The following is a 19,087-nucleotide window of genomic DNA, read 5'->3' on the forward strand; positions in this document are numbered from 1 at the left end:
TGATACTTGAGCACAGAACCATTGAAGGAGCTTATAGACAAATGTCTGCGTTAACCCCCGCCAGTGAAGTTATTTTACGTCACCGTGAGCAATTTAGCTCTCACCACCTGCTCTTCGCCGGTGATATTCAGGATACACTGGCAACCCAAATTGATGCTGCCAGTGTGCGAGTGCACACTAACCAATATCATCACTGGCAATCACTGATCCGCACGCTGGGTGAGAGTGCCTGGTTTGGCCTGGTAGCCGAAAAAGCATTTACTCAAGGTTGTGACACCCTGATCTACTACTGGCCTAAAAGTAAGCAGGAAGCTCGCTTTCAATTACGCAGCCTGTTCTCTGTTTTGCCAAAAGGTATCAATATTTTTATTGTCGGTGAAAACCGTAGCGGAGTACGTAGTGTAGACAAACTGATGGACGGCATGGCAACGTTTCGAAAAATCGATAGTGCCCGTCGTTGCAGCCTGTTCTACGGCCAGTTAGAACATGAGGTGCAGTTCGAACAGGATAACTGGTGGAACAGTTATCAGGTGGAAAACGTCATAGTGAATACGTTACCGGGTGTATTTAGCCAGGATGAATTGGATGTTGGTAGCCGTTTATTGCTTTCTACCTTTGACAAGCCTCTCTCCGGCAATTTACTGGATATCGCCTGTGGTGCGGGTGTACTGGCAGCGGTATTGGGTAAGAAAAACCCTGAGTTAGCACTGACGCTCAGTGATGTTAATGCAGCAGCGATTGCCTCCAGTAAAGCAACCTTAAAAGCCAATAAACTGGAAGGCCATGTTGTTGTCAGTAACGTTTATTCCAATATCGAAGATAAATTCGACTGGATTATCTCTAATCCTCCTTTTCATGAAGGATTAAAAACCAGTTTACTGGCAACCGATGATCTGATCCGCCAAGCTCCCAACCACCTCAAACCCGGAGGAAAATTGCGGATTGTTGCCAATGCTTTCCTGCCTTATCCCGACTTACTGGATAAAACTTTTGGTACTCATGAAGTCATTGCTCAGACGGGGAAATTCAAGGTTTATCAGGCAACAAAAAAATTCTAATTGACTCAGCCTGTCCTTGATTCAAGGACAGGCCATCTTTGATAACAAACAAAGAGGCAACTTGAAAGATAACGGGTATAAATAAATAATGATTGACGTCGGCTACAAAACCTCTAAAATGCGCCTCCGTATTATCAATGTATTATCAATCAACAGATTGATAATGTCTGAATTTGCGAGGGTGGCGGAATTGGTAGACGCGCTAGCTTCAGGTGTTAGTGTCCTTACTGACGTGGGGGTTCAAGTCCCCCCCTTCGCACCAAATCAGACAACCGCTGATTGAATTCGGCCAGTTTAGATTAAGCAATAAAAAGTAAAATGACAGTACCTGCGAGGGTGGCGGAATTGGTAGACGCGCTAGCTTCAGGTGTTAGTGTCCTTACGGACGTGAGGGTTCAAGTCCCTCCTTTCGCACCAATCTGTCTGTTTTTCTTATCGAACTTCTCTCCATTTATTCTGCTATAAAACGTCAAAAACAACCCAGTCGATATGCTCCAGCCAATAAAGCACATAACACAGCAAACCCTGATGGTATTAATAGAAAATGGCGTGACTTCTGGTTTAGCAGCATAAATAGCGTCAGCAACATCGCTAATACTACCCCAATTTTAAACTGCTCAATTCCGGGATTGATGATGACGAATAGCATGCCAGCCAAGCTAGATAAACCTATTCCCCACAAGCTGGTGATACCCTGCCAGAAAAGCGATCTCTCTCTGTCTTTAACCCTGATCATAACTTGCACCCAGACAAATGATAATGATTACCAATATCATATACAAAAAAGCGTGAAGTACAAGTCAGTTGAAATAGCTAATCTGGCAGATCAAATCAATATCTTGTGACACCCGTTCAAACTATTACGATTCAACATACTACAGAGTTGAAAAACCGTGGTTCGAAAATATCACAAAGCACTAACTCAAGCACTCAATATTGGGATGACAATTACACAGAATTAAGAAGAAGGCCGCTTAATGCAACTAATCTCCCTTTCTCTTAAATCCAACTTTGGATATTCCAAACGACTGTGGGTAAGACCAGCTCTTATCATCATCTGTAAATAACCCAATGCAACTGCTGTAGGATCAATTACTTGAATCGGCATTCCTACAGCCTTCATCTCTTTGGATAAGTACTTTGCCATCCCCATCATGCCGGTACAACCTAATACTATGGCTGTTACCTGCTCTTCTTTAATCAGCTAACATGTGATTCATCATTAATTCTCCTATTAACTACATTGTTTCGCAAATCAATTAAGACAAACAATGAAAATAACAACCCCATAGCAATTATTGATGATACTACAATTGCTGAATTAAACAGTTTTCCAGTAAATGCCCATCCTGAAATAAGGACACTGAAACTGAAGAAAATAAGTCGAAAAAAAGTTAATAAGGATGATGCTGAACCAACTAATTCAGGGTGCAACGCCAAAGAACGAGAAAACACCATACTATATTGAAAAGCAGAACCTATACAGATAACGGCCATCGACAGTGTAAAAAGTATTGCAGATTCGGGATAAATATGACTAAATATCATTAATGAACCACAACCTATCAAACAAATTATAATACTCAAATAGATACAATTAGCTGATCCAATCTTTCTATTCAAAGCACCTGAATAAAATCCAGCCACCGACAAACATATTCCTAATATCGCTTGATGCACTGCAAATATGTAGTAACTCATTCCCATTTTATCTATATATAAAAAGGGAACAACAGATACATATGCAATACATGCAGATACTAATAGCCCAGGTGTAAAAGAATATATTAAGAAACGCGTATTGAATATAAGTTGGCAATAATTTTTGATGACCTTATTTACACTCAACTTTACCGTATTACGATTTGTTTCAGGAACGATGAACACAGCCATAAGAGAAAGAAAGCTCAGTAAAGCCACTAAGTGGTAGGTAAATCTCCAATTATAATGTGCAACAATAAGAGAACCCGCAATGGGAGCTATAATGAGGGCCATTGATATTGCCGCGTTGAGAATGCCAAAAACCTGTACTGATTCCTCATCTTTATAAATATCCGAACAAATTATAAACCCGACAATCCAAATAGCACTGCATCCTGCCCCTTGGATAAATCTAAATAAATACAATTGATTAAGATCAACCACGGTTGAACAACCTATGCTCCCAATAAAGAACAGAGTAGCGCCGATTAAAATTATTTTTCTTCGCCCATATGATTCTGAAAGTGGGCCGAAAATAGGTGTGAATATACATAACCCTAAGAAATTTACTATTAGAGTAAATTGCACTGCCGATTCAGCTGCAGAAAAAAAATTTAGCATTTGGGGAAATGCTGGCAAAGTGATATCAACTTCTATAAATGATGGAACCATTCCAATGATAAGTATTATTGGTAATAACCTTAATATTAACGGTGGCATAAATCAATTCACCTCTGAACATTATGAATCCTATCTAATATAAACACAAAAAGCTGCCATCAAACAACACCTATACCCGTTATCTTTCAAGTTGCCTCTTTGTTGGCTGCACTCACTCACCCCAGTCATATACTCCCGGGGATTCGCTCCCTTGCCGTCGCGATGCATCTTGAAATCCATAGGGTATATATTTCCCTTGGATTACTGTTTTGCTGAAAATTTTATCTGCAATTTATATTGCCTTTTTATCAACAAAAAAATTAAGGCCAGAGAATATCCGGCCTTAACTCTTTATTCCTTAACTCTTTATTCCTCAACCACTTATTCCCCAACCACCCAAAAATTACTTTAACTTCATCGCATCACGTATCGTGAAGAATAGATCTGTCTGGTCAGTCAGACCTACAACATTGGCTGCCTGAGGGCCATAAGCGGCCACTCGTAGCTGAGTACCCGTATGTTCCTGTTCCTTACCCTCAGAAGTACCGTAGCTAACTGCCATCACCGAACCATCTTTCGTGATTAATGCCTGAGTCAGCCCCGGAGATTTTATATCAGCTTCAATAATCTGACTGGCGTGAGCATGATCAGCGGTGACAATAACTAATGTATCACCGTGTTTACGCGCATATTTCAAACCAACTTGTACCGCCTCATCCAATGCGACAGTTTCACCAATCTGCCCACAAGGATTAGCTTTGTGATCCTGCTTATCAATCGAAGCGCTCTCCACTTGTAAGAAGAAACCTTTCTGATTTTCTTTCAACAGATCAATGGCTTTCTCCGTCATCTGTGCCAACGTCGGCGCATCAGGATTCCGTTTCGAGTTGACTTTACAAGTCACTGGGGGATTATCAATATTACCGTGATAAACGGCTTTAGGTCCTTCCCAAGCAATGTCCATATTGTCTTCATGGAACAAGCCCAACAACGGTGTTTTCTGATCCGCTCTAGTCACGGATGCCAGTGACTTAGCATCCCTGACCAACTGATAACCCTGTTCCTGTGCCTGCTGTTCCAACGTTTTATCCTTGCCAGTACCAACAACCGATTTCTGGGCGAAAATCTTGGCACCTCCACCTAATGTGATATCAGCACGAGCCACTAATAATTGCTCGGTGATCGAACCACGCCCGCCATTTTCTAGCGCATTCGTTGGACATTTTTTTATCGTCTCTTGCGGACCATAACAGCCACGGTCAGTGACATGCGCATACAGTGCTGCTGGCGTGGCATCCTGCACCCTGGCCGTCGTTACGTTACCTGTTGCTTTACCATTCGCTTTTGCCAGCTCAAGCAGAGTTTGATGATCTTTACCAAATACATCAACACCCAATGCGCCATTATAGGTTTTTACACCAGAAGCCCAAGCGGTGGCAGAAGCGGCTGAATCCGTCGCATAGTTGGGTTTACGGCTCTTTTTATCCAGAGAATAGTGAGTGTATTGGCCGGTAAATGGCAAGGCATCAATTCCTTTGAAAAATCCACCCGCACCTTCTGCATAGTTACGGGCAATAGTAATCTCAGAATCTCCCATACCATCACCAATAAATAAAATAACATTTTTAGCTTTATGATTATTTATCGCCGCTTTTAATGCCTCAGTCTGATTTTGAGTCATACGGCGAGCACCACCAAATTCCGTAATATTACCTTTTACTGCCCGACCTTCCGCCATAATTTGATTTGCATTTTGATCATCAGCCGCCGATACCGGTAAGCTGACACTTGAAATTAAGGTTGAGACCATGACTGCAACCAAACTTTTCTTATACTTGTTTGACATTAAGGTTTCCTTATTAAAACGTAATCGGAGTAAAAATTATCTTTATCTGATAAAGGGATACTAAAGAAACTATGTGACAATTATGTGAAGAAAATAGAATTAACTTACCATTTCGTTACTAACGACCGTGTTCCATAGTACAAAGTTTCACACCACGAAATGTAATTGTGACCACTAGAAATTTCACTGGATTCAACCAGATAACCTTTCTGTAATAACGTCTGTTTCATGCGGCGATTATTATATAAAATACCTTCCAATTCCCCGCGATTGGTTTCAAATAATCCTGCCTGTAAATAGAAACGCAGTGGTTTTTTCTCTGCTTTAGCAAACTCACGGATCAACCATTCAGGCGCTTCTCCCTGAGGAGCCCACCAATATGAACCAGACATACTGAGAACATTGCCAAACAATTCAGGATGATTAAATGCCACCCATGAAGACGCCAATCCACCATAACTGGAACCTGAAATAATGGTACGCTCTGCCGGTGCTTTAATACCCTGAGCAGCCAGCCACGGTATTAATTCACTCGCCATAAATTCAGCAAAATTAGGATTAGGTGGTAATTCCTGACCTCGACGTGCACTATCCAGGCTATCAATAAACACCACATACATAGGTGGGATCTTGCCCTGTTCAATCAGGGAATCGAAAAATCTATCAATATAATACTGTTTACGGTAAATCTGCCCATCAAACAGCACCAACATAGCAGGCTGTTTCATCGGAGTAACCGGTTGATAAATCGCAATTTCTCGACTGTTACCCAAAATCTTACTCTCAAGCTGATGAAGTTTAGTCGCTCCCTGAAAAGGCGATTGCTTAAATTGTGCGATATCACATAGAGTTGGCCTTAGTGCCAGCAATGAATCATGGTTAAACACATCCTCTGATACAGCCGGCACAACCTTTTTATTCAATGGATCGGCCTGTGCCGTAATCAAAATCGATCGACGCTGTTCGTCAGCCGTGCCTTCGACTCGCGGTAAATCCGGTGCCAATCTATATTGCATCAAGGTATCTGACGGAACGATATAGCTGCGAAACCAAACATCAGTACCAACCAAATGTGACATCGGATCATGATCACCACTCGGTGCCCCCAGAATAAAGACATTCGCTTTTGCGCCGCGCCACAGGAAAGTGACTCGCTTATTTTTATCATCATAATCTTCAATTAACGGCGTACCCTTGCGGGTTATTTCCCGCCAGAAAGCATGGGTGCCTTTTCCTTGTGCGATTTCAGTTTGAAGTTGTTTCAGACGCAAACTTTCTGGCTGCTGCCGATAATCATTATCCTTGGGAATATAAGATGGAAATGACAATGTAAGCTGCCACGGTTCCCCTGTTTTGCCCTTGGCTGCCAACCGATATTTTCCTACCTGAGGAACGGTAAAGCCAATTGATTGACGAGCATCCACCGGGTTATCAGTAAATAGCGTACGAATATGTTGTTGATTACCCTTCTGTACCACCAATTTCTGCATACCCAATGCCAATCCACGTACATAATGTTCAGGCAGAATATTAAACTCAATACACGCTTCCCTCTGAGAATTAAAATTCCCAGTTATTGTTTGCTGATCTTGCTGAAATTTTATTTGGTGACACTGAGAAGCAAAGGCATTAAAGGAAGCCATAAGAGCACATATCATTATGTTTACTTTCATTTTTTTCTCTTCTTTAATTGTTGATTGTTGGTATTCAATTTTTTTGACACGGCAAATCATGCACTAAATTTTTATTTAATAATAAGAACAATTACTATTATTAATAGAATAAATTGTATGCTAACTTTCACTAATTACACGTAAATATGTCAAAACATTTCAGAGAAATGATTCTTTAACAAGATGCGATAGTTTATTAGCAGATATATAAATGGCTCGATACGTTGATATAATATTAGTCAAACCATCCCACATATTAAAAAATAAAATAGAAAAACGGGATATAATCTATCCCGCCACTTCAAATTTGATAAAAATAAAACAAGTTAGTTGCATCTGAATTAAATACAGAACTCAACTAACATCAATAGAATCTAAAATCCCTCGGCTCATATTCTTAGCAAAATCCCAATCATATTGATCATATAGACGAGACAGAGCAACATAATGCGCTCCTGAATAAAACATTTCATATTGAGTATGACGTGATGCAAACTCAGAACCGATAGCATCCCACACTAATTTCAGTAATTTCACACGTTCAATGGGTGGCAGTAGAGTTGAATATTGTGTTTTTTCTATTAAGTCACGGATTTCTGGATTTGCTAAATCAATATAATTTGACGGTAACATAATCACACCACCACCAGAAAGTTTTCTGATGCTTTCTATCACCTTTGGATAAGTTGACTGTAATGCAACCTGACAAGCATATAGTTGTAATCGATTGGGAATATAGTACTCATTATGTCGATCAGGATTGCTAATTAAACCACGAAACAGCCCTTCAATATTAGTGGCATAGCAAGCAAGCTCAGCTAATGATTCACGAACAGCAGGAAACTCATTGACGCCTGTAGTTTCAGTAAGCTGATGAGCCAAACCCGTTAAGAAATGCAGCTTAACGGCATACCGAGCCATACCCTGAACATCCATTAAAACGTCAGCGCCAGTTGCCAGAAATTGCCGGCGACACATATCCGTATTTTTATAAACAAAAACTCTTTCCCACGGAACAAAAACATCGTCAAAATAAATGACTGCATCATTCTCATCAAACTGATGCGCTAAAGGGGAATCAAATTTATTACTGCCTGTTTCATAGGATTTTCTGGAAAGAATTTTTATTCCTTTAGTATTCAACGGTAATGCAAAAGATAGAGCATATTTATCATCAACGCCCTCTTTGAGTGGATTAAACACGCCAACAACCACTTCCTCTGCAAGGACAGCCGCTGTTCCTAACATCTTTGCCCCGCGAACAATTATTCCTTGCGGTTTCTCCTCCAATACACCAAGAGTATGAAAGACGTTTTTTATATGTTCACTGGGCGTTTTGGATCGATCACCTTGTGGATTGACTAATGTAAAAGCCAAATAAATATCTTTATCACGGGCATATGAATAGTAATTTTTTAATGCCTCAGCCCTATCCTTAGAATATTCCTCAAAGACTTCCAGGTAAGTCATCATTCCGGTCAGAGCAGCAGAAACATGATCTGGGCTTCTACCTAACCAACCACAACTCTGCATTGCCCAGGCATACGCCGCCTCACCTCTGGCAATTAATTTCTCTCGGGTAGTAGGAAGTTCCCAATATAAACCAACGCGCTTACCACCAGATGTTTCGAACGTCATCTGATCAGCATGTGCTGCCTGATAATCATAAAGTGAAGCTACGGTTCTAATTGCATTCCGAAAAGCAGGGTGATCCACGTGATTAGTGATCTTTTCTCCATTCAGAAAAATAGTTCTTCCATCACGCAAGCTTTCAATATATTCCTCACCAGTTCTAGACATTAACAATTTCCTCCGAAATATATCCGTTATCTTTCAAATTGCCTCTTTGTTGGCTGCACTCTCTCACCCCGGTCACATCGTTCTCTATGCTCCCGGGGATTCGCTCCCTTGCCGTCGCGATCCATCTTGAAATCCATTGGGTATAGAATTGATTTTAGGTAAATCGATCTTCAAAGGCATGACAATTCCTTGCCCTATTGTCGGGCATTGCCATTTAAGGGCCGGTTGCCGGCTCCGGTATCATAATCCCACGCTGTACTGCGGGCCTTAAGGCAATACGATCATGCCAGGCACTTAAATATTCATGATGACTAAAATCAAAGTCAATAATTCTGGCAATATGGGTCCAGCCAAAATTAGCAATATCAGCAATGGAGTACTCATCTCCGGCGAAAAAGGGGCGATCACTAAGCCGTTTATTCAACGTAGAGAAAGCCTCTTCCGTTAAGCGACGATATCGTTGTATAGCCATATGATTTTTTTCAGTTACAAATAATTCAAAATGAACCCGTTGTCCCAATATTGGCCCGACGCTGGAAGAATGAAATGTTAGCCATGTAATCGCTTCCCAACGGCTTTTAAAATCCTCCGGCAACAGTTGCTGAGTTTTCGATGCCAGATAAAGCAGAATCGCCGACGATTCAAAAAGGGTCGTCTCAGTACTTTCATCAACAAGTACGGGTATACGCCCGTGAGGGTTTAATTGTAAAAACTCAAGCTCCCTATTTTCACCCTTTTCAATTCGTACATGCTTTAATGTGTATGGCAATCCCAACTCTTCCAAAGCAATTGTGATCTTATAGCCATTTGGTGAACTATCAGTGTATAAGTAGATCATCTCTATACCCGTTATCTTTCAAGTTGGCTCTTTGTTGACTGCACTCTCTTGCCGTCGCGATGCCTCTTGAAATCCATAGGGTATATATCTCCCCTCAAGACAAACGCTTAATAATTTAACTGCTAAAATATCACTCGCATTTAAAATATTACTAATAAAGAGCCAGCATTCAATTTCTCTCTATACCCGTCATCTTTCAAGTTGCCTCTTTGTTGGCTGCACTCTCACCCCGGTCACATAGTTATCTATGCTCCCGGGGATTCGCTCCCTTGCCGCCGCGATCCATCTTGAAATCCATAGGGTATATACCGCTAACTAAATGAAAATAACATTAATTCTCAGAAATTGAAAATGAATATCACGGTGTTCCTTGCTACACGCATAAATTACATTTATTGATTTATTGTGTTGTCAGTAAAGAATGCGAACATAAAAGTACACAAGAAAACTATTTATCTTCTTGTGGATCAATTAATCGTGAAAAACCGCAATAACATATCACAATGACTCAGATTGGTTCCAAGCTAATGAACATTCTCCCACGCAATCGTCAGACAAATTAGATTGCTCAACAAGCCAATCAATAATATTAACAATTTCAGGTCGGAACAAGGTTTCTGGCAATGTCACCGCATAATAAGCAAATCGGGAAGGCCATTTTTTTTCCAGTGCAACGTTAAGCCGACCGGAACGCAATTCCTCTTCAACGCAAAATTCAGGCACCAATGCTAAACCCTGACCGGTTAAAGCGGCGCGAGCCAGTAAAAAATCATCTTCGAAACTGGAGCCCTGTCTTGCTTTCGCCCCTTCATTAATTCCGTGTGCTTTTAACCATAAATGCCAATCAGATCTATCTGAATCCTGTAACAAAGGGTAATTCAGACAATCTTCAACATGGTTTATCGGTGGTCCTGATCCTAAAAGTTCCGGCGTACCCACGGGAATTAATACCGGTGCAATTAACCTGGTAGATATTAAACCTGGGTAATTACCAAGCCCATGCCGTACAGCAATGTCTGTAGAACTTCTTTTTAGGTCTACCAATTCATTGGAAGCTTCTATATTAACTTCAATATTAGGATATTTCTCATTAAAATTTTTTAGTCTGGGAATCAGCCACGATGCGGCAAATGACGAAGTGGTATTTATAGAGACTTTATGTTCGAACTGCATTGCTTTAAGAGACTTAATAGATTTGTCAATATTATCAAACGAAAGTAATAACGTCTCATAAACCCGATCCGCTTTAGCCGTAAGCTTTATACCTTTAGGCGTTCTTAAAAACAGCGCAAAACCAATTCTATCCTCCAAAATACGAATCTGTTGACTGACCGCCCCAGGAGATACACCCATTGCAGCCGCCGCAGCTTTAACACTGCCCCGTCGACCAACTTCAGTAAAAGCTCTGAGAGCTAACAGAGGCAAAATAGAACTCATATTTTATTCTCCAGTGTGCACTGTATGTCCTCTATACCCTTGGATTTCAAGATGCATCGCGACGGCAAGGGAGCAAATCCCCGGGAGCATAAAGAACGATGTGACCGGGGTGAGTGAGTGCAGCCAACAAAGAGGCAACTTGAAAAATGACGAGTATATATGACAAAGATACTACCATGCCAATTACAGATATCAATATATAAAACTGAACTTCAACACCCATACGGGAAAATGGTAAATGTAAACAGAATAAGACATGCAAATTTAGAAAAACTACGGTTGGCGTTTAAATAATATAGCTTTAATTCACTTACTTTTAATGCTAGTTTCTCGATAATTATTAATAACTGAAATAATTATTCAAGTCAGCTAAATGTTAAAATAGCATTGAGGATTTATTATGTTCAATTATTCAAAGCATAAGACGTATACCAATTTATTCAAGGAGAACAAAATCAGCATCGGCATGTTTTTACCTCTCAGAGCGTTAAATCAAGAAGCTGATATTAAACCTGAAATCGATCTCATTCGTGAAATCGAACAACAAAACTTTTCCGCCATTTGGCTAAGAGATATCCCGCTGTTCGATCCCAATTTTGGCGATATAGGTCAGGGCTTCGATCCATTTGTCTATGCCGCCTGGCTAGCCGCATTAACCAGCAAAATCGCCATCGGTTTCGGCAGTGCCATATTTACGCTGCGACACCCCATCGATTTAGCCAAGAAAGCAACGTCTATTGATCAATTATCAAATGGCCGGTTAATACTGGGTGTCGCCGCAGGAGACAGAATGTCAGAATTCCCTGCCTATAACATACCTTATAATGAAAAAGGGATGCGGTTTGTCGAATCAATCAATATGTTCAGAGCGCTGTTGGATAACAACAATCGCACCATTAATAGCCCATTAGGTTATATTGATGGGAATTTACGCCTAATACCCAAGGCGGTCAATGATTTTATCCCCCTGATAGTCACTGGGCGTGGGCAACAAGATATTAAATGGATCGCGGAAAATTCGGATGGATGGTTTACCTATCCTATTCAAACCCATAATAAAGAGGGCGTCGCCAAACTCGGTAAGAATATTAGCGAATTTAGACAAAATATCCCAGGAAATATGTTCAAACCGCACTTAACTAATGAATGGATTGATTTAGTTGAGGATAAATATTATCCCAGAACCCCCACGAATGGCGGATTTATCCTGAAAACCGGCCGCCTGGGACTGATTGAATTGTTGGAAGAGTGGCAAGAAGTCGGAGTTAATCACGCCGCTCTTGGTATTCAGTACGGCAAAAGGCCCCCTAAAGAGGTTATTCAAGAAATCGGTGAAGAAGTATTACCTGCTTTTATCTAAAAAAATAAAAAAATTATTACTAATAAAAGTTTAAATATTTAAGGAATTTTACATGAACCAGGTGGAATACGATATCATAGGCGTAGGATTTGGGCCATCCAATATTTCATTAGCGATAACACTGGAGGAAGAATTACCCCATAAAAAAGTGCTTTTCTTTGAAAAAGAGCCATCATGCGAATGGCAGGCCGGGCTGTTATTAACAAATTCCGATATCCAAAACCACCCTTTACGGGATCTTGCGACACCAAGAAACCCCAAAAGCCACTATTCATTCATCAATTACCTGTTTGAAAATAACAGGTTATTTGAACATTTAAACTTGGGATTATATTTTCCATATCGTTATGAATACCGCGACTATATCAAATGGGCGGCCAAACATTTCGATAAAGTCGTTCGCTATTCAACATCGATAACATCCGTGAAAATTATTGATCATTATCATGGGGAAAATACACTCATTGAAGTCAAAACAGATGGAGGAGAAACCTATCAATGTAAAAACCTGATAGTCGGAACAGGAAGAACCCCCTATATTCCTTTATCTCTGCGACAACTTGACCATAACCATTTAATTCATGGTGCAGAATTTAACAACATTATTAGTCATATTTCCAGTGGGAAAGTAAAAAGTATCGCGGTAGTCGGTGGCAGTCAATCTGCTATCGAAATCATGATATTTTTAGCAGACAAATTTCCTCACCTTGAAATTCACGGTGTATCAAGGAAATTTGGCTACCGACTGAAAGATACCTCGCCATTTACAGGTGAAGTTTATTTTCCTGAATTTGTAGACACATTTTTCAACAGTAAAGAGGAGCATAAAGCGAGATTAAAAAGAGATTTAAATCTGACAAACTACTCTGCCTCCGATGGTGATGTTCTCGATGAACTTTATCGGACTATCTATAGAGATAAATATTTTGGTCAGCATAAAATCAAAATTCATAACTCTGCGGATATTGTTGAATCTAGCGTGAAAGATTCCATTGTTTCATTACAAATAGTAAAAAATCATGGGTTAGAAGAAACATATCAAATAGATGTCGATATGGTTGTCTCCGCCACAGGTTTTAAAGATATTGGCAGGGAGGAATATCAGGAAATCTGTCCACCTCTTCTGGCAGAACTCTATCCATTAATGAGTAAAAATAGCCATAACGGGATCATCATCAACAGGGATTATAAGATAGATCTGATTAATGCTACCGATATAGGCATTTATCTAAACGGATTATGTGAATCTTCACACGGCTTAGGTGATGCCGGCTCATTGAGTTTAGTTTCTATTAGATCCAAACACATTATTGATTCTATCGAAAAAAATATAAAAATTAAAAGATCTATTCATAATAAAAATAAAATCGAGGCTTAAAATGAATAAGGTTAATATTCACACCACAATACCAGGTCCCTTTTCAAAAATCGCATTAGCAAAACAGCTAGAGCAAGAATCAAGTGCTGTGTCATATCCTAAAAGAATTCAGATTTCGCTAGAAAAAGGCAATGGTTGTTATGTTCAGGATATCGACGGTAATGTATTTATTGATTTTTTATCCGGTGCCGGCTCTTTACCTCTGGGACACTCTCACCCTGAATTAATTGCCGAAGTAAATGCACAAGTATCAAAACTCTGTTTGGGCTTGGATTTTCCCACGCCTGCCAAAGAACTTTTTACCGAAGCGCATTTAAGTATGCTACCTGAAAGCCTGCGCAACAAATACAAAATACATTTTTGTGGGCCAACAGGTGCGGATGCCATTGAAGCAGCCATTAAGCTGGCAAAAATAGCTACCGGAGCTGACGAAATTATTAGTTTCAGGGGTGGCTATCATGGATGTACCCATGCTGCTATTGCCGTTACTGGCAATAGAAGTATGAAGAAAAATATTCTGGGAAAAATGCCGGGCGTCCATTTTTTCCCCTATGGCTCAGAATCTCAATCTTCGGAAAGTTGGGTACTCAATTCAGATCATCTTGATGCCGGATTATATCTTGAATCCGCCTTAAATGATGCAAACTCTGGGTTAGGAAATATTGCCGCAATCATTCTGGAGCTTATTCAAGGTGAAGGTGGCGTTTATTCTGCACAAAAATCATTCGTAGACAGTATTATCCGTGTTTCAAAGACATATTCTATTCCGGTTATTATTGACGAGATCCAAACCGGTTGCGGCAGGACCGGAACCTGGTATGCTTTTGAACAGTACGCAATTGAGCCTGATATATTTGTTACCTCAAAAGGTACCAGTGGAATAGGGTTACCCTCTTCCCTTATGTTCTATAAGAAAGATTTCAATAATTGGACATCAGGTATTCATATTGGCACATTTAGAGGAAATCAGTTGGCATTCGCCTCAGGTACAAAAGCCATTGAAATAATAAAGCGTGATAATTTATTAGAGAATGTCAAACAGAGATCAATACAAATTAAAAAGCATCTCGCCGCGTTGAAAAATAATTTTAACATCATTGGTGAAATTCGTGGTAAAGGCTTGATGCTAGGTGTTGAAATTCTTAACGCCAGCACAGGTAAAGCATGTGAAATAACAGCAAAACATATTCAAAAAATAGCATTAAATAAAGGATTAATAACAGAATTAGGTGGCAGAAACGATACGGTATTACGTATTCTTCCGCCACTCAATGTGAGTAGTGATACCATTGAAGAAGCCATAGAGATTCTTCGAAATACATTTCGAGCCTATATGAATGAATTTCAACTTTTAGAGGAAGGTGTATGATGAATATTATTCGTAAAATGGATTGGGATTCAATGGTTCATGAATATGATCTGGACGGTTCAAGACTTTTACCGTGGGAGGGGCTAAATACGCCATTTGGCGGTGCATGGTGTATTGTACGACCAGAAACCAAAAGTTTCCGCCATTCCCACAATGAATATGAATTATTTATTGTTATCCAAGGTAATGCCATTATAAGAATAAATGACGAAGATTTCCCTGTCACCAAAGGGGATTTAATTATTATTCCATTAGACTCTGAACATCATGTAATAAATAACAATCAGGAAGATTTCCACTTTTACACAATATGGTGGGACAAGGAAAGTACATTGAACTTTCTTACCCGATTAGAGCAGGATTAATAATGAATAAATACATTGTCACCATTACGCCACCAACACCAAATGGCGATCTGCACGTTGGTCATATAGCAGGACCATTTTTAAGTGCAGATATATTTACTCGCACTCAGCGTTTAAAGGGTAAAAAGTGTTATCTGATATCCTATTCAGATGATTATCAATCTTATTTACAGCGCAAAGCAGAAGAAATAGGCATAAGTGCACCAGCACTGGCAAAAGAGAATTCGAAAAAAATACAGGAATCATTGATCTTAATTGATATAAAACTGGATCATTGGCTAGAGTCATACGATAACCGCTATTTTGAAGATGCCGTCAAGATGCTCTATCACTCTTGTTTGGACCAAGGCATTATTGCACCAAAGGTGAGTTTAGAACCTTATTGCGAAAAATGTGAAAAATGGGGCTATGAAGCCTTTGCCAGAGGTGAATGTAATCATTGTGGTGAAAGCTCAGATCCAAGCCAATGTGAATCCTGCGCAATGGCACCGGACGCATTTGAAATGAAAAATTTGCGCTGTATTTTGTGCAATGAAAACGTTGTTTATAAACATGTTGAGCGCAACTTTCTATTACTGCCGGTAATTGCCGAAAAATTAAAAGAGAAAATTCTTAGTTCTCCTATGAGGCCACAATTAACAGCATGGGTCGAGGAAGTTTTTGCGCATGGTATAAAAGAGTGGGGCGTGACTCGCCCCAATGAATCAGGGCTGAAACTCTATTCTGATGAAAATCACCGTATTCATACCTGGTTTATGGGATTAGCCGGATATTTAGCAACACTGAAAGAGCTTTCTGAAAAAAACGCCGATACAGAGAGTCCTTATGACCTTATTTATGATGATAATACTTGCATGGTCAATTTTTTAGGTATGGATTGTTCTTACAGCCATATTCTTGCATACCCGGCTCAAATATTATTGAACGACGAATTACACTTTAAACATGCTTTCTATACTAACTTTTTCTTAAAATTAGATGGAAAAGATTTTTCAACCAGCCGCAATCATGCGATTTGGGTGAAAGATATCGTCAAAAATGCCTGTTCTGACAGTGTCAGGTTCTATGTCTCTCTAATATCGCCAGAACACGCTTCTGAAAATTTTGTCGTAGAAGAGTTCTGGACATGGCGGAATCATATCTTTAATTATCTGCTGCCCAAAATATCTGATAATTTGGAAAAAATGAATTCTGATAATATTACCAGCCCTATCGTATTATCAGAATCAGAAACAAAAATTATCGAAAGATGGCAAACCTATTCCAGATACGATAATTTTTCGATTAAGGAAATTGCCGCTGAATTAATGGAGATGTTAGATTTATTAAACGCAAAATTAAATTACAATATTTTAGACAAGAATCTTGCTATTTTATTTGCAATTTTGTCTGAACCGATAATACCCAAAACATCCCAAAAATTAAAAGAATATATTACTCACCATGATATAGAGGCTTTCTGTTCATTGTTAAATTTATCAAGACCAGGTGTTTGATTATGCAAACAGATAAAACCATACGCATTACCATTATAGGAGGGGGAATAGTTGGCGCAACAGTTGCTGCAAACTTGGCATTGAAAGGACTCAATGTCTCCCTCATTGAGCAAGAGACTATTGGCGGTAATGGCGCGACTAAATTCTCCGGTGCATTATTCCGCGTACATGATCCTGATCCGGAAATTGCCAGGCTCACACGAAGAAGTGTCGAGCTAATGCAAGAGAGTCAGGTAGGAAAAATATTTAAAAAAACGCTCAAACAGACAGGTATTATTTATGCCGCCGAACTCAATCAGAAAAATATTGAATTAGTCAAAACAAGTATCAGGGATTATTGCGACAGTCTCTATCCTTTAGAGCTCATATCCGCCGAAAAAGCTTTCGAATTAACCAATGGATGTTATTCCAAGCATAACAACCGAATTATCCTTTTTGAGCCCAATGGCGGATTTGGCTATATTAGACATACAGCCTCAAACTTAGCACAAGTTGTTAGAGATACGGGGAATCTAGTATTAGAGAATACCAAAGTACATGCAATAACAACCGAAAATGGTAAAGCCATCGTTCAACTTGCTCACTCAACCATTGAAGCAGACTATATTGTTTTAGCCATCGGTGCATGGACAAAAACACTGGCATATAAACTGCCCGTTAATGCTAAAAGTATCCCTCTGGCAAATATCCGTACCTCCTACAGTACAAATATGCCAATTATAGATACCGAAACTGGCACGCATATCGTGCCACTTGCTGAATATTTCTATCAAGCCGGATCTAAGATTAGAAATGTGGCCGAGACACCAGAAGATATAGAATATAATGATAATATTATTGAAAACGATATCAGCGAAAGGCTCCTAAAATCAAAATTTAAACATGAGCCAAGCAATATTCTCTCTATCATTAAAGGATATGATTCATATACACCAGATGAACGCCCTATTCTTGACTTTATCGATGAAGAAAAGAGATGTTTTGTTGCGGCTGGATTCTGTGGTATAGGATATAAAATCGCTTTAGCGGTGTCTGAGATTATTACATTAAACCTATTGCCAACTGAACTTTCGACTGATTTTCTCAAACAGAAAAATCAGATTTTCTCCTATTCACGATTTACTTATTAAGATAAATAAAATGAATAGCAAGCTTATTTGTGGCATTTCCGCCATTTTAGATCCTGAGAGATCGGTACATGCATTAACTGTCATGCGTGCTATTGAGATATTTAAAGATCTACATAACAATAGCACACTGGAATTTATCTTCAGTGAAGATTATGGCTCAATTGAAGGAGGTGCTAAAGCAGCACACTATAATATTGAGAACAATGTCGATATGGTCATAGGTCATTTTTCAAGTAACGCGGCAATAGGTGCGGCGGAAGTCTACTCACATCATAACATTCCTGTTCTGTTACCTACTGCAACTGAAACTACCTTGACCATAAGAAATAGCAATATATTCAGAATTTGCTTCAATAATAAAAATATTGCCCATGCACTTACTGTATTAACAAAAGAAGATGGAGATCACTATTATGAAATAAAAACCGATGGCTCAAAATATAGTGATAATCTGGCAGAAGATATTCGCAGAATGTTGAGCAGAGACGATGCTGCGGTAAAACCCAATGACAATACCGATCAAATTATTTTTATTGGTACTATCGGTAAAAGTGAAAAATTTCTTCATCATTATTTCTCTGAAAAGAAAAATGGAAAAATTATCCTTACTGATGATGCTGCATGCAAGCAACTTAATTTGCCAGAAAATGTGGAAAATGGACAAATTACCGGTATCGGATTTGCTCCAGTCGAATTCATTAACCCACTGGAATCCTGTATCCAACACTATATCCAACAATACCAGCAATTCCCTAACATCTTCTTTCTTGAAACCTTTGCCGCATTGGAGATTGCCCATCAATTAGCGATTCCCGATAAATTATTGCATCGTTTGAATAGAGAGACATTCCAGACAATCCTCGGCCATATTAAGTTCATTAAAGGGGAATGCTCAGCCGCTAAATTATGTTTATGGATGAATGAGAACTCCATTATGAAGCCACGCTATATTTTACCCATTAATTCGAGAGCTTAA

16 protein-coding genes and 2 tRNA genes are annotated in these 19,087 nt (G+C 39.4%); 10 read left to right on the top strand and 8 right to left on the bottom strand.

What is annotated here, in order from left to right; genetic code table 11:
- The first annotated feature begins 41 nt into the window (after positions 1 to 41).
- The 3 genes from rsmC (at position 42) to PluTT01m_RS21805 (ending at position 1,475) form a co-directional block, all read left to right on the top strand.
- Positions 42 to 1,058, top strand: a complete 1,017-nt coding sequence (gene rsmC, locus PluTT01m_RS21795) for a 16S rRNA (guanine(1207)-N(2))-methyltransferase RsmC (RefSeq protein ID WP_011148349.1) — start codon at positions 42 to 44, stop codon at positions 1,056 to 1,058.
- A 175-nt stretch (positions 1,059 to 1,233) separates the two neighbouring features.
- Positions 1,234 to 1,320 (top strand) — tRNA-Leu (locus PluTT01m_RS21800).
- Positions 1,321 to 1,388: 68 nt separating this feature from the next.
- Positions 1,389 to 1,475 (top strand) — tRNA-Leu (locus PluTT01m_RS21805).
- A gap of 52 nt (positions 1,476 to 1,527) precedes the next feature.
- On the opposite strand, the gene PluTT01m_RS21810 is transcribed toward PluTT01m_RS21805, so the two are convergent.
- The 8 genes from PluTT01m_RS21810 to PluTT01m_RS21845 all read right to left on the bottom strand — a co-directional run bounded on the left by PluTT01m_RS21810 (position 1,528) and on the right by PluTT01m_RS21845 (position 11,013).
- Positions 1,528 to 1,794 (bottom strand): DUF1435 family protein, encoded by a 267-nt coding sequence (locus PluTT01m_RS21810; RefSeq protein WP_041380391.1) that lies wholly within the window; start codon positions 1,792 to 1,794, stop codon positions 1,528 to 1,530.
- Between the two features lie 222 nt (positions 1,795 to 2,016).
- A complete protein-coding gene (locus PluTT01m_RS21815; protein ID WP_267478664.1) occupies positions 2,017 to 2,262 on the bottom strand; it encodes an aspartate/glutamate racemase family protein in 246 nt (81 codons plus the stop codon).
- Positions 2,259 to 3,479 carry an MFS transporter gene (locus PluTT01m_RS21820; protein ID WP_011148352.1) on the bottom strand — a complete coding sequence of 407 codons (1,221 nt, stop codon included), beginning with the start codon at positions 3,477 to 3,479 and terminating at the stop codon, positions 2,259 to 2,261. Before PluTT01m_RS21820 ends, PluTT01m_RS21815 begins: the two co-directional genes overlap by 4 nt.
- A gap of 343 nt (positions 3,480 to 3,822) precedes the next feature.
- Positions 3,823 to 5,265: an alkaline phosphatase gene (phoA, locus tag PluTT01m_RS21825; RefSeq protein ID WP_011148353.1), complete on the bottom strand. Its 1,443-nt coding sequence runs from the start codon at positions 5,263 to 5,265 to the stop codon at positions 3,823 to 3,825.
- A gap of 104 nt (positions 5,266 to 5,369) precedes the next feature.
- Positions 5,370 to 6,938, bottom strand: coding sequence for an alpha/beta hydrolase-fold protein (locus PluTT01m_RS21830; protein ID WP_228956908.1), 1,569 nt, complete (start codon positions 6,936 to 6,938; stop codon positions 5,370 to 5,372).
- 354 nt (positions 6,939 to 7,292) lie between these two features.
- Positions 7,293 to 8,738, bottom strand: a complete 1,446-nt coding sequence (locus PluTT01m_RS21835; protein WP_011148355.1) for a 4-hydroxyphenylacetate 3-hydroxylase family protein — start codon at positions 8,736 to 8,738, stop codon at positions 7,293 to 7,295.
- Positions 8,739 to 8,952: 214 nt separating this feature from the next.
- A complete protein-coding gene (locus PluTT01m_RS21840) occupies positions 8,953 to 9,576 on the bottom strand; it encodes a glutathione S-transferase family protein (protein ID WP_011148356.1) in 624 nt (207 codons plus the stop codon).
- 498 nt (positions 9,577 to 10,074) lie between these two features.
- A complete protein-coding gene (locus PluTT01m_RS21845; RefSeq protein ID WP_011148357.1) occupies positions 10,075 to 11,013 on the bottom strand; it encodes a LysR substrate-binding domain-containing protein in 939 nt (312 codons plus the stop codon).
- 400 nt (positions 11,014 to 11,413) lie between these two features.
- On the opposite strand from PluTT01m_RS21845, the gene PluTT01m_RS21850 reads away from it, so the two are divergent.
- The 7 genes from PluTT01m_RS21850 to PluTT01m_RS21880 are packed head-to-tail and all read left to right on the top strand — an operon-like array spanning position 11,414 to position 19,087.
- On the top strand, positions 11,414 to 12,373 hold the full coding sequence (locus PluTT01m_RS21850) for an LLM class oxidoreductase (RefSeq protein WP_011148358.1): 960 nt from the start codon (positions 11,414 to 11,416) through the stop codon (positions 12,371 to 12,373).
- A 52-nt stretch (positions 12,374 to 12,425) separates the two neighbouring features.
- Positions 12,426 to 13,751, top strand: coding sequence for a lysine N(6)-hydroxylase/L-ornithine N(5)-oxygenase family protein (locus PluTT01m_RS21855; RefSeq protein WP_011148359.1), 1,326 nt, complete (start codon positions 12,426 to 12,428; stop codon positions 13,749 to 13,751).
- Position 13,752: 1 nt separating this feature from the next.
- The gene (locus tag PluTT01m_RS21860) at positions 13,753 to 15,120 is read left to right on the top strand and encodes an aspartate aminotransferase family protein (protein WP_011148360.1); all 1,368 of its coding nucleotides are present in this window, start codon (positions 13,753 to 13,755) and stop codon (positions 15,118 to 15,120) included.
- Positions 15,117 to 15,485, top strand: coding sequence for a cupin domain-containing protein (locus PluTT01m_RS21865; protein WP_011148361.1), 369 nt, complete (start codon positions 15,117 to 15,119; stop codon positions 15,483 to 15,485). Before PluTT01m_RS21860 ends, PluTT01m_RS21865 begins: the two co-directional genes overlap by 4 nt.
- A gap of 2 nt (positions 15,486 to 15,487) precedes the next feature.
- Entirely contained in the window at positions 15,488 to 16,981 is a 1,494-nt protein-coding gene (locus tag PluTT01m_RS21870) for a methionine--tRNA ligase (RefSeq protein WP_011148362.1), read from the top strand.
- A gap of 2 nt (positions 16,982 to 16,983) precedes the next feature.
- On the top strand, positions 16,984 to 18,111 hold the full coding sequence (locus PluTT01m_RS21875; RefSeq protein WP_011148363.1) for an NAD(P)/FAD-dependent oxidoreductase: 1,128 nt from the start codon (positions 16,984 to 16,986) through the stop codon (positions 18,109 to 18,111).
- 10 nt (positions 18,112 to 18,121) lie between these two features.
- Entirely contained in the window at positions 18,122 to 19,087 is a 966-nt protein-coding gene (locus PluTT01m_RS21880) for an ABC transporter substrate-binding protein (RefSeq protein WP_011148364.1), read from the top strand.

This window comes from Photorhabdus laumondii subsp. laumondii (assembly GCF_003343245.1).
Classification (GTDB): Bacteria; Pseudomonadota; Gammaproteobacteria; order Enterobacterales; family Enterobacteriaceae; genus Photorhabdus; species Photorhabdus laumondii.

Coding starts and splice junctions, on each gene's coding strand:
- PluTT01m_RS21855 (WP_011148359.1), top strand. CDS start 12,426: ATGAACCAGGTGGAATACGATATCATAGGCGTAGGATTTGGGCCATCC.
- PluTT01m_RS21820 (WP_011148352.1), bottom strand. CDS start 3,479: ATGCCACCGTTAATATTAAGGTTATTACCAATAATACTTATCATTGGA.
- PluTT01m_RS21845 (WP_011148357.1), bottom strand. CDS start 11,013: ATGAGTTCTATTTTGCCTCTGTTAGCTCTCAGAGCTTTTACTGAAGTT.
- PluTT01m_RS21860 (WP_011148360.1), top strand. CDS start 13,753: ATGAATAAGGTTAATATTCACACCACAATACCAGGTCCCTTTTCAAAA.
- PluTT01m_RS21810 (WP_041380391.1), bottom strand. CDS start 1,794: ATGATCAGGGTTAAAGACAGAGAGAGATCGCTTTTCTGGCAGGGTATC.
- PluTT01m_RS21850 (WP_011148358.1), top strand. CDS start 11,414: ATGTTCAATTATTCAAAGCATAAGACGTATACCAATTTATTCAAGGAG.
- PluTT01m_RS21835 (WP_011148355.1), bottom strand. CDS start 8,738: ATGTCTAGAACTGGTGAGGAATATATTGAAAGCTTGCGTGATGGAAGA.
- PluTT01m_RS21875 (WP_011148363.1), top strand. CDS start 16,984: ATGCAAACAGATAAAACCATACGCATTACCATTATAGGAGGGGGAATA.
- PluTT01m_RS21840 (WP_011148356.1), bottom strand. CDS start 9,576: ATGATCTACTTATACACTGATAGTTCACCAAATGGCTATAAGATCACA.
- PluTT01m_RS21880 (WP_011148364.1), top strand. CDS start 18,122: ATGAATAGCAAGCTTATTTGTGGCATTTCCGCCATTTTAGATCCTGAG.
- phoA (WP_011148353.1), bottom strand. CDS start 5,265: ATGTCAAACAAGTATAAGAAAAGTTTGGTTGCAGTCATGGTCTCAACC.
- PluTT01m_RS21865 (WP_011148361.1), top strand. CDS start 15,117: ATGATGAATATTATTCGTAAAATGGATTGGGATTCAATGGTTCATGAA.
- PluTT01m_RS21870 (WP_011148362.1), top strand. CDS start 15,488: ATGAATAAATACATTGTCACCATTACGCCACCAACACCAAATGGCGAT.
- rsmC (WP_011148349.1), top strand. CDS start 42: ATGTCTGCGTTAACCCCCGCCAGTGAAGTTATTTTACGTCACCGTGAG.
- PluTT01m_RS21830 (WP_228956908.1), bottom strand. CDS start 6,938: ATGAAAGTAAACATAATGATATGTGCTCTTATGGCTTCCTTTAATGCC.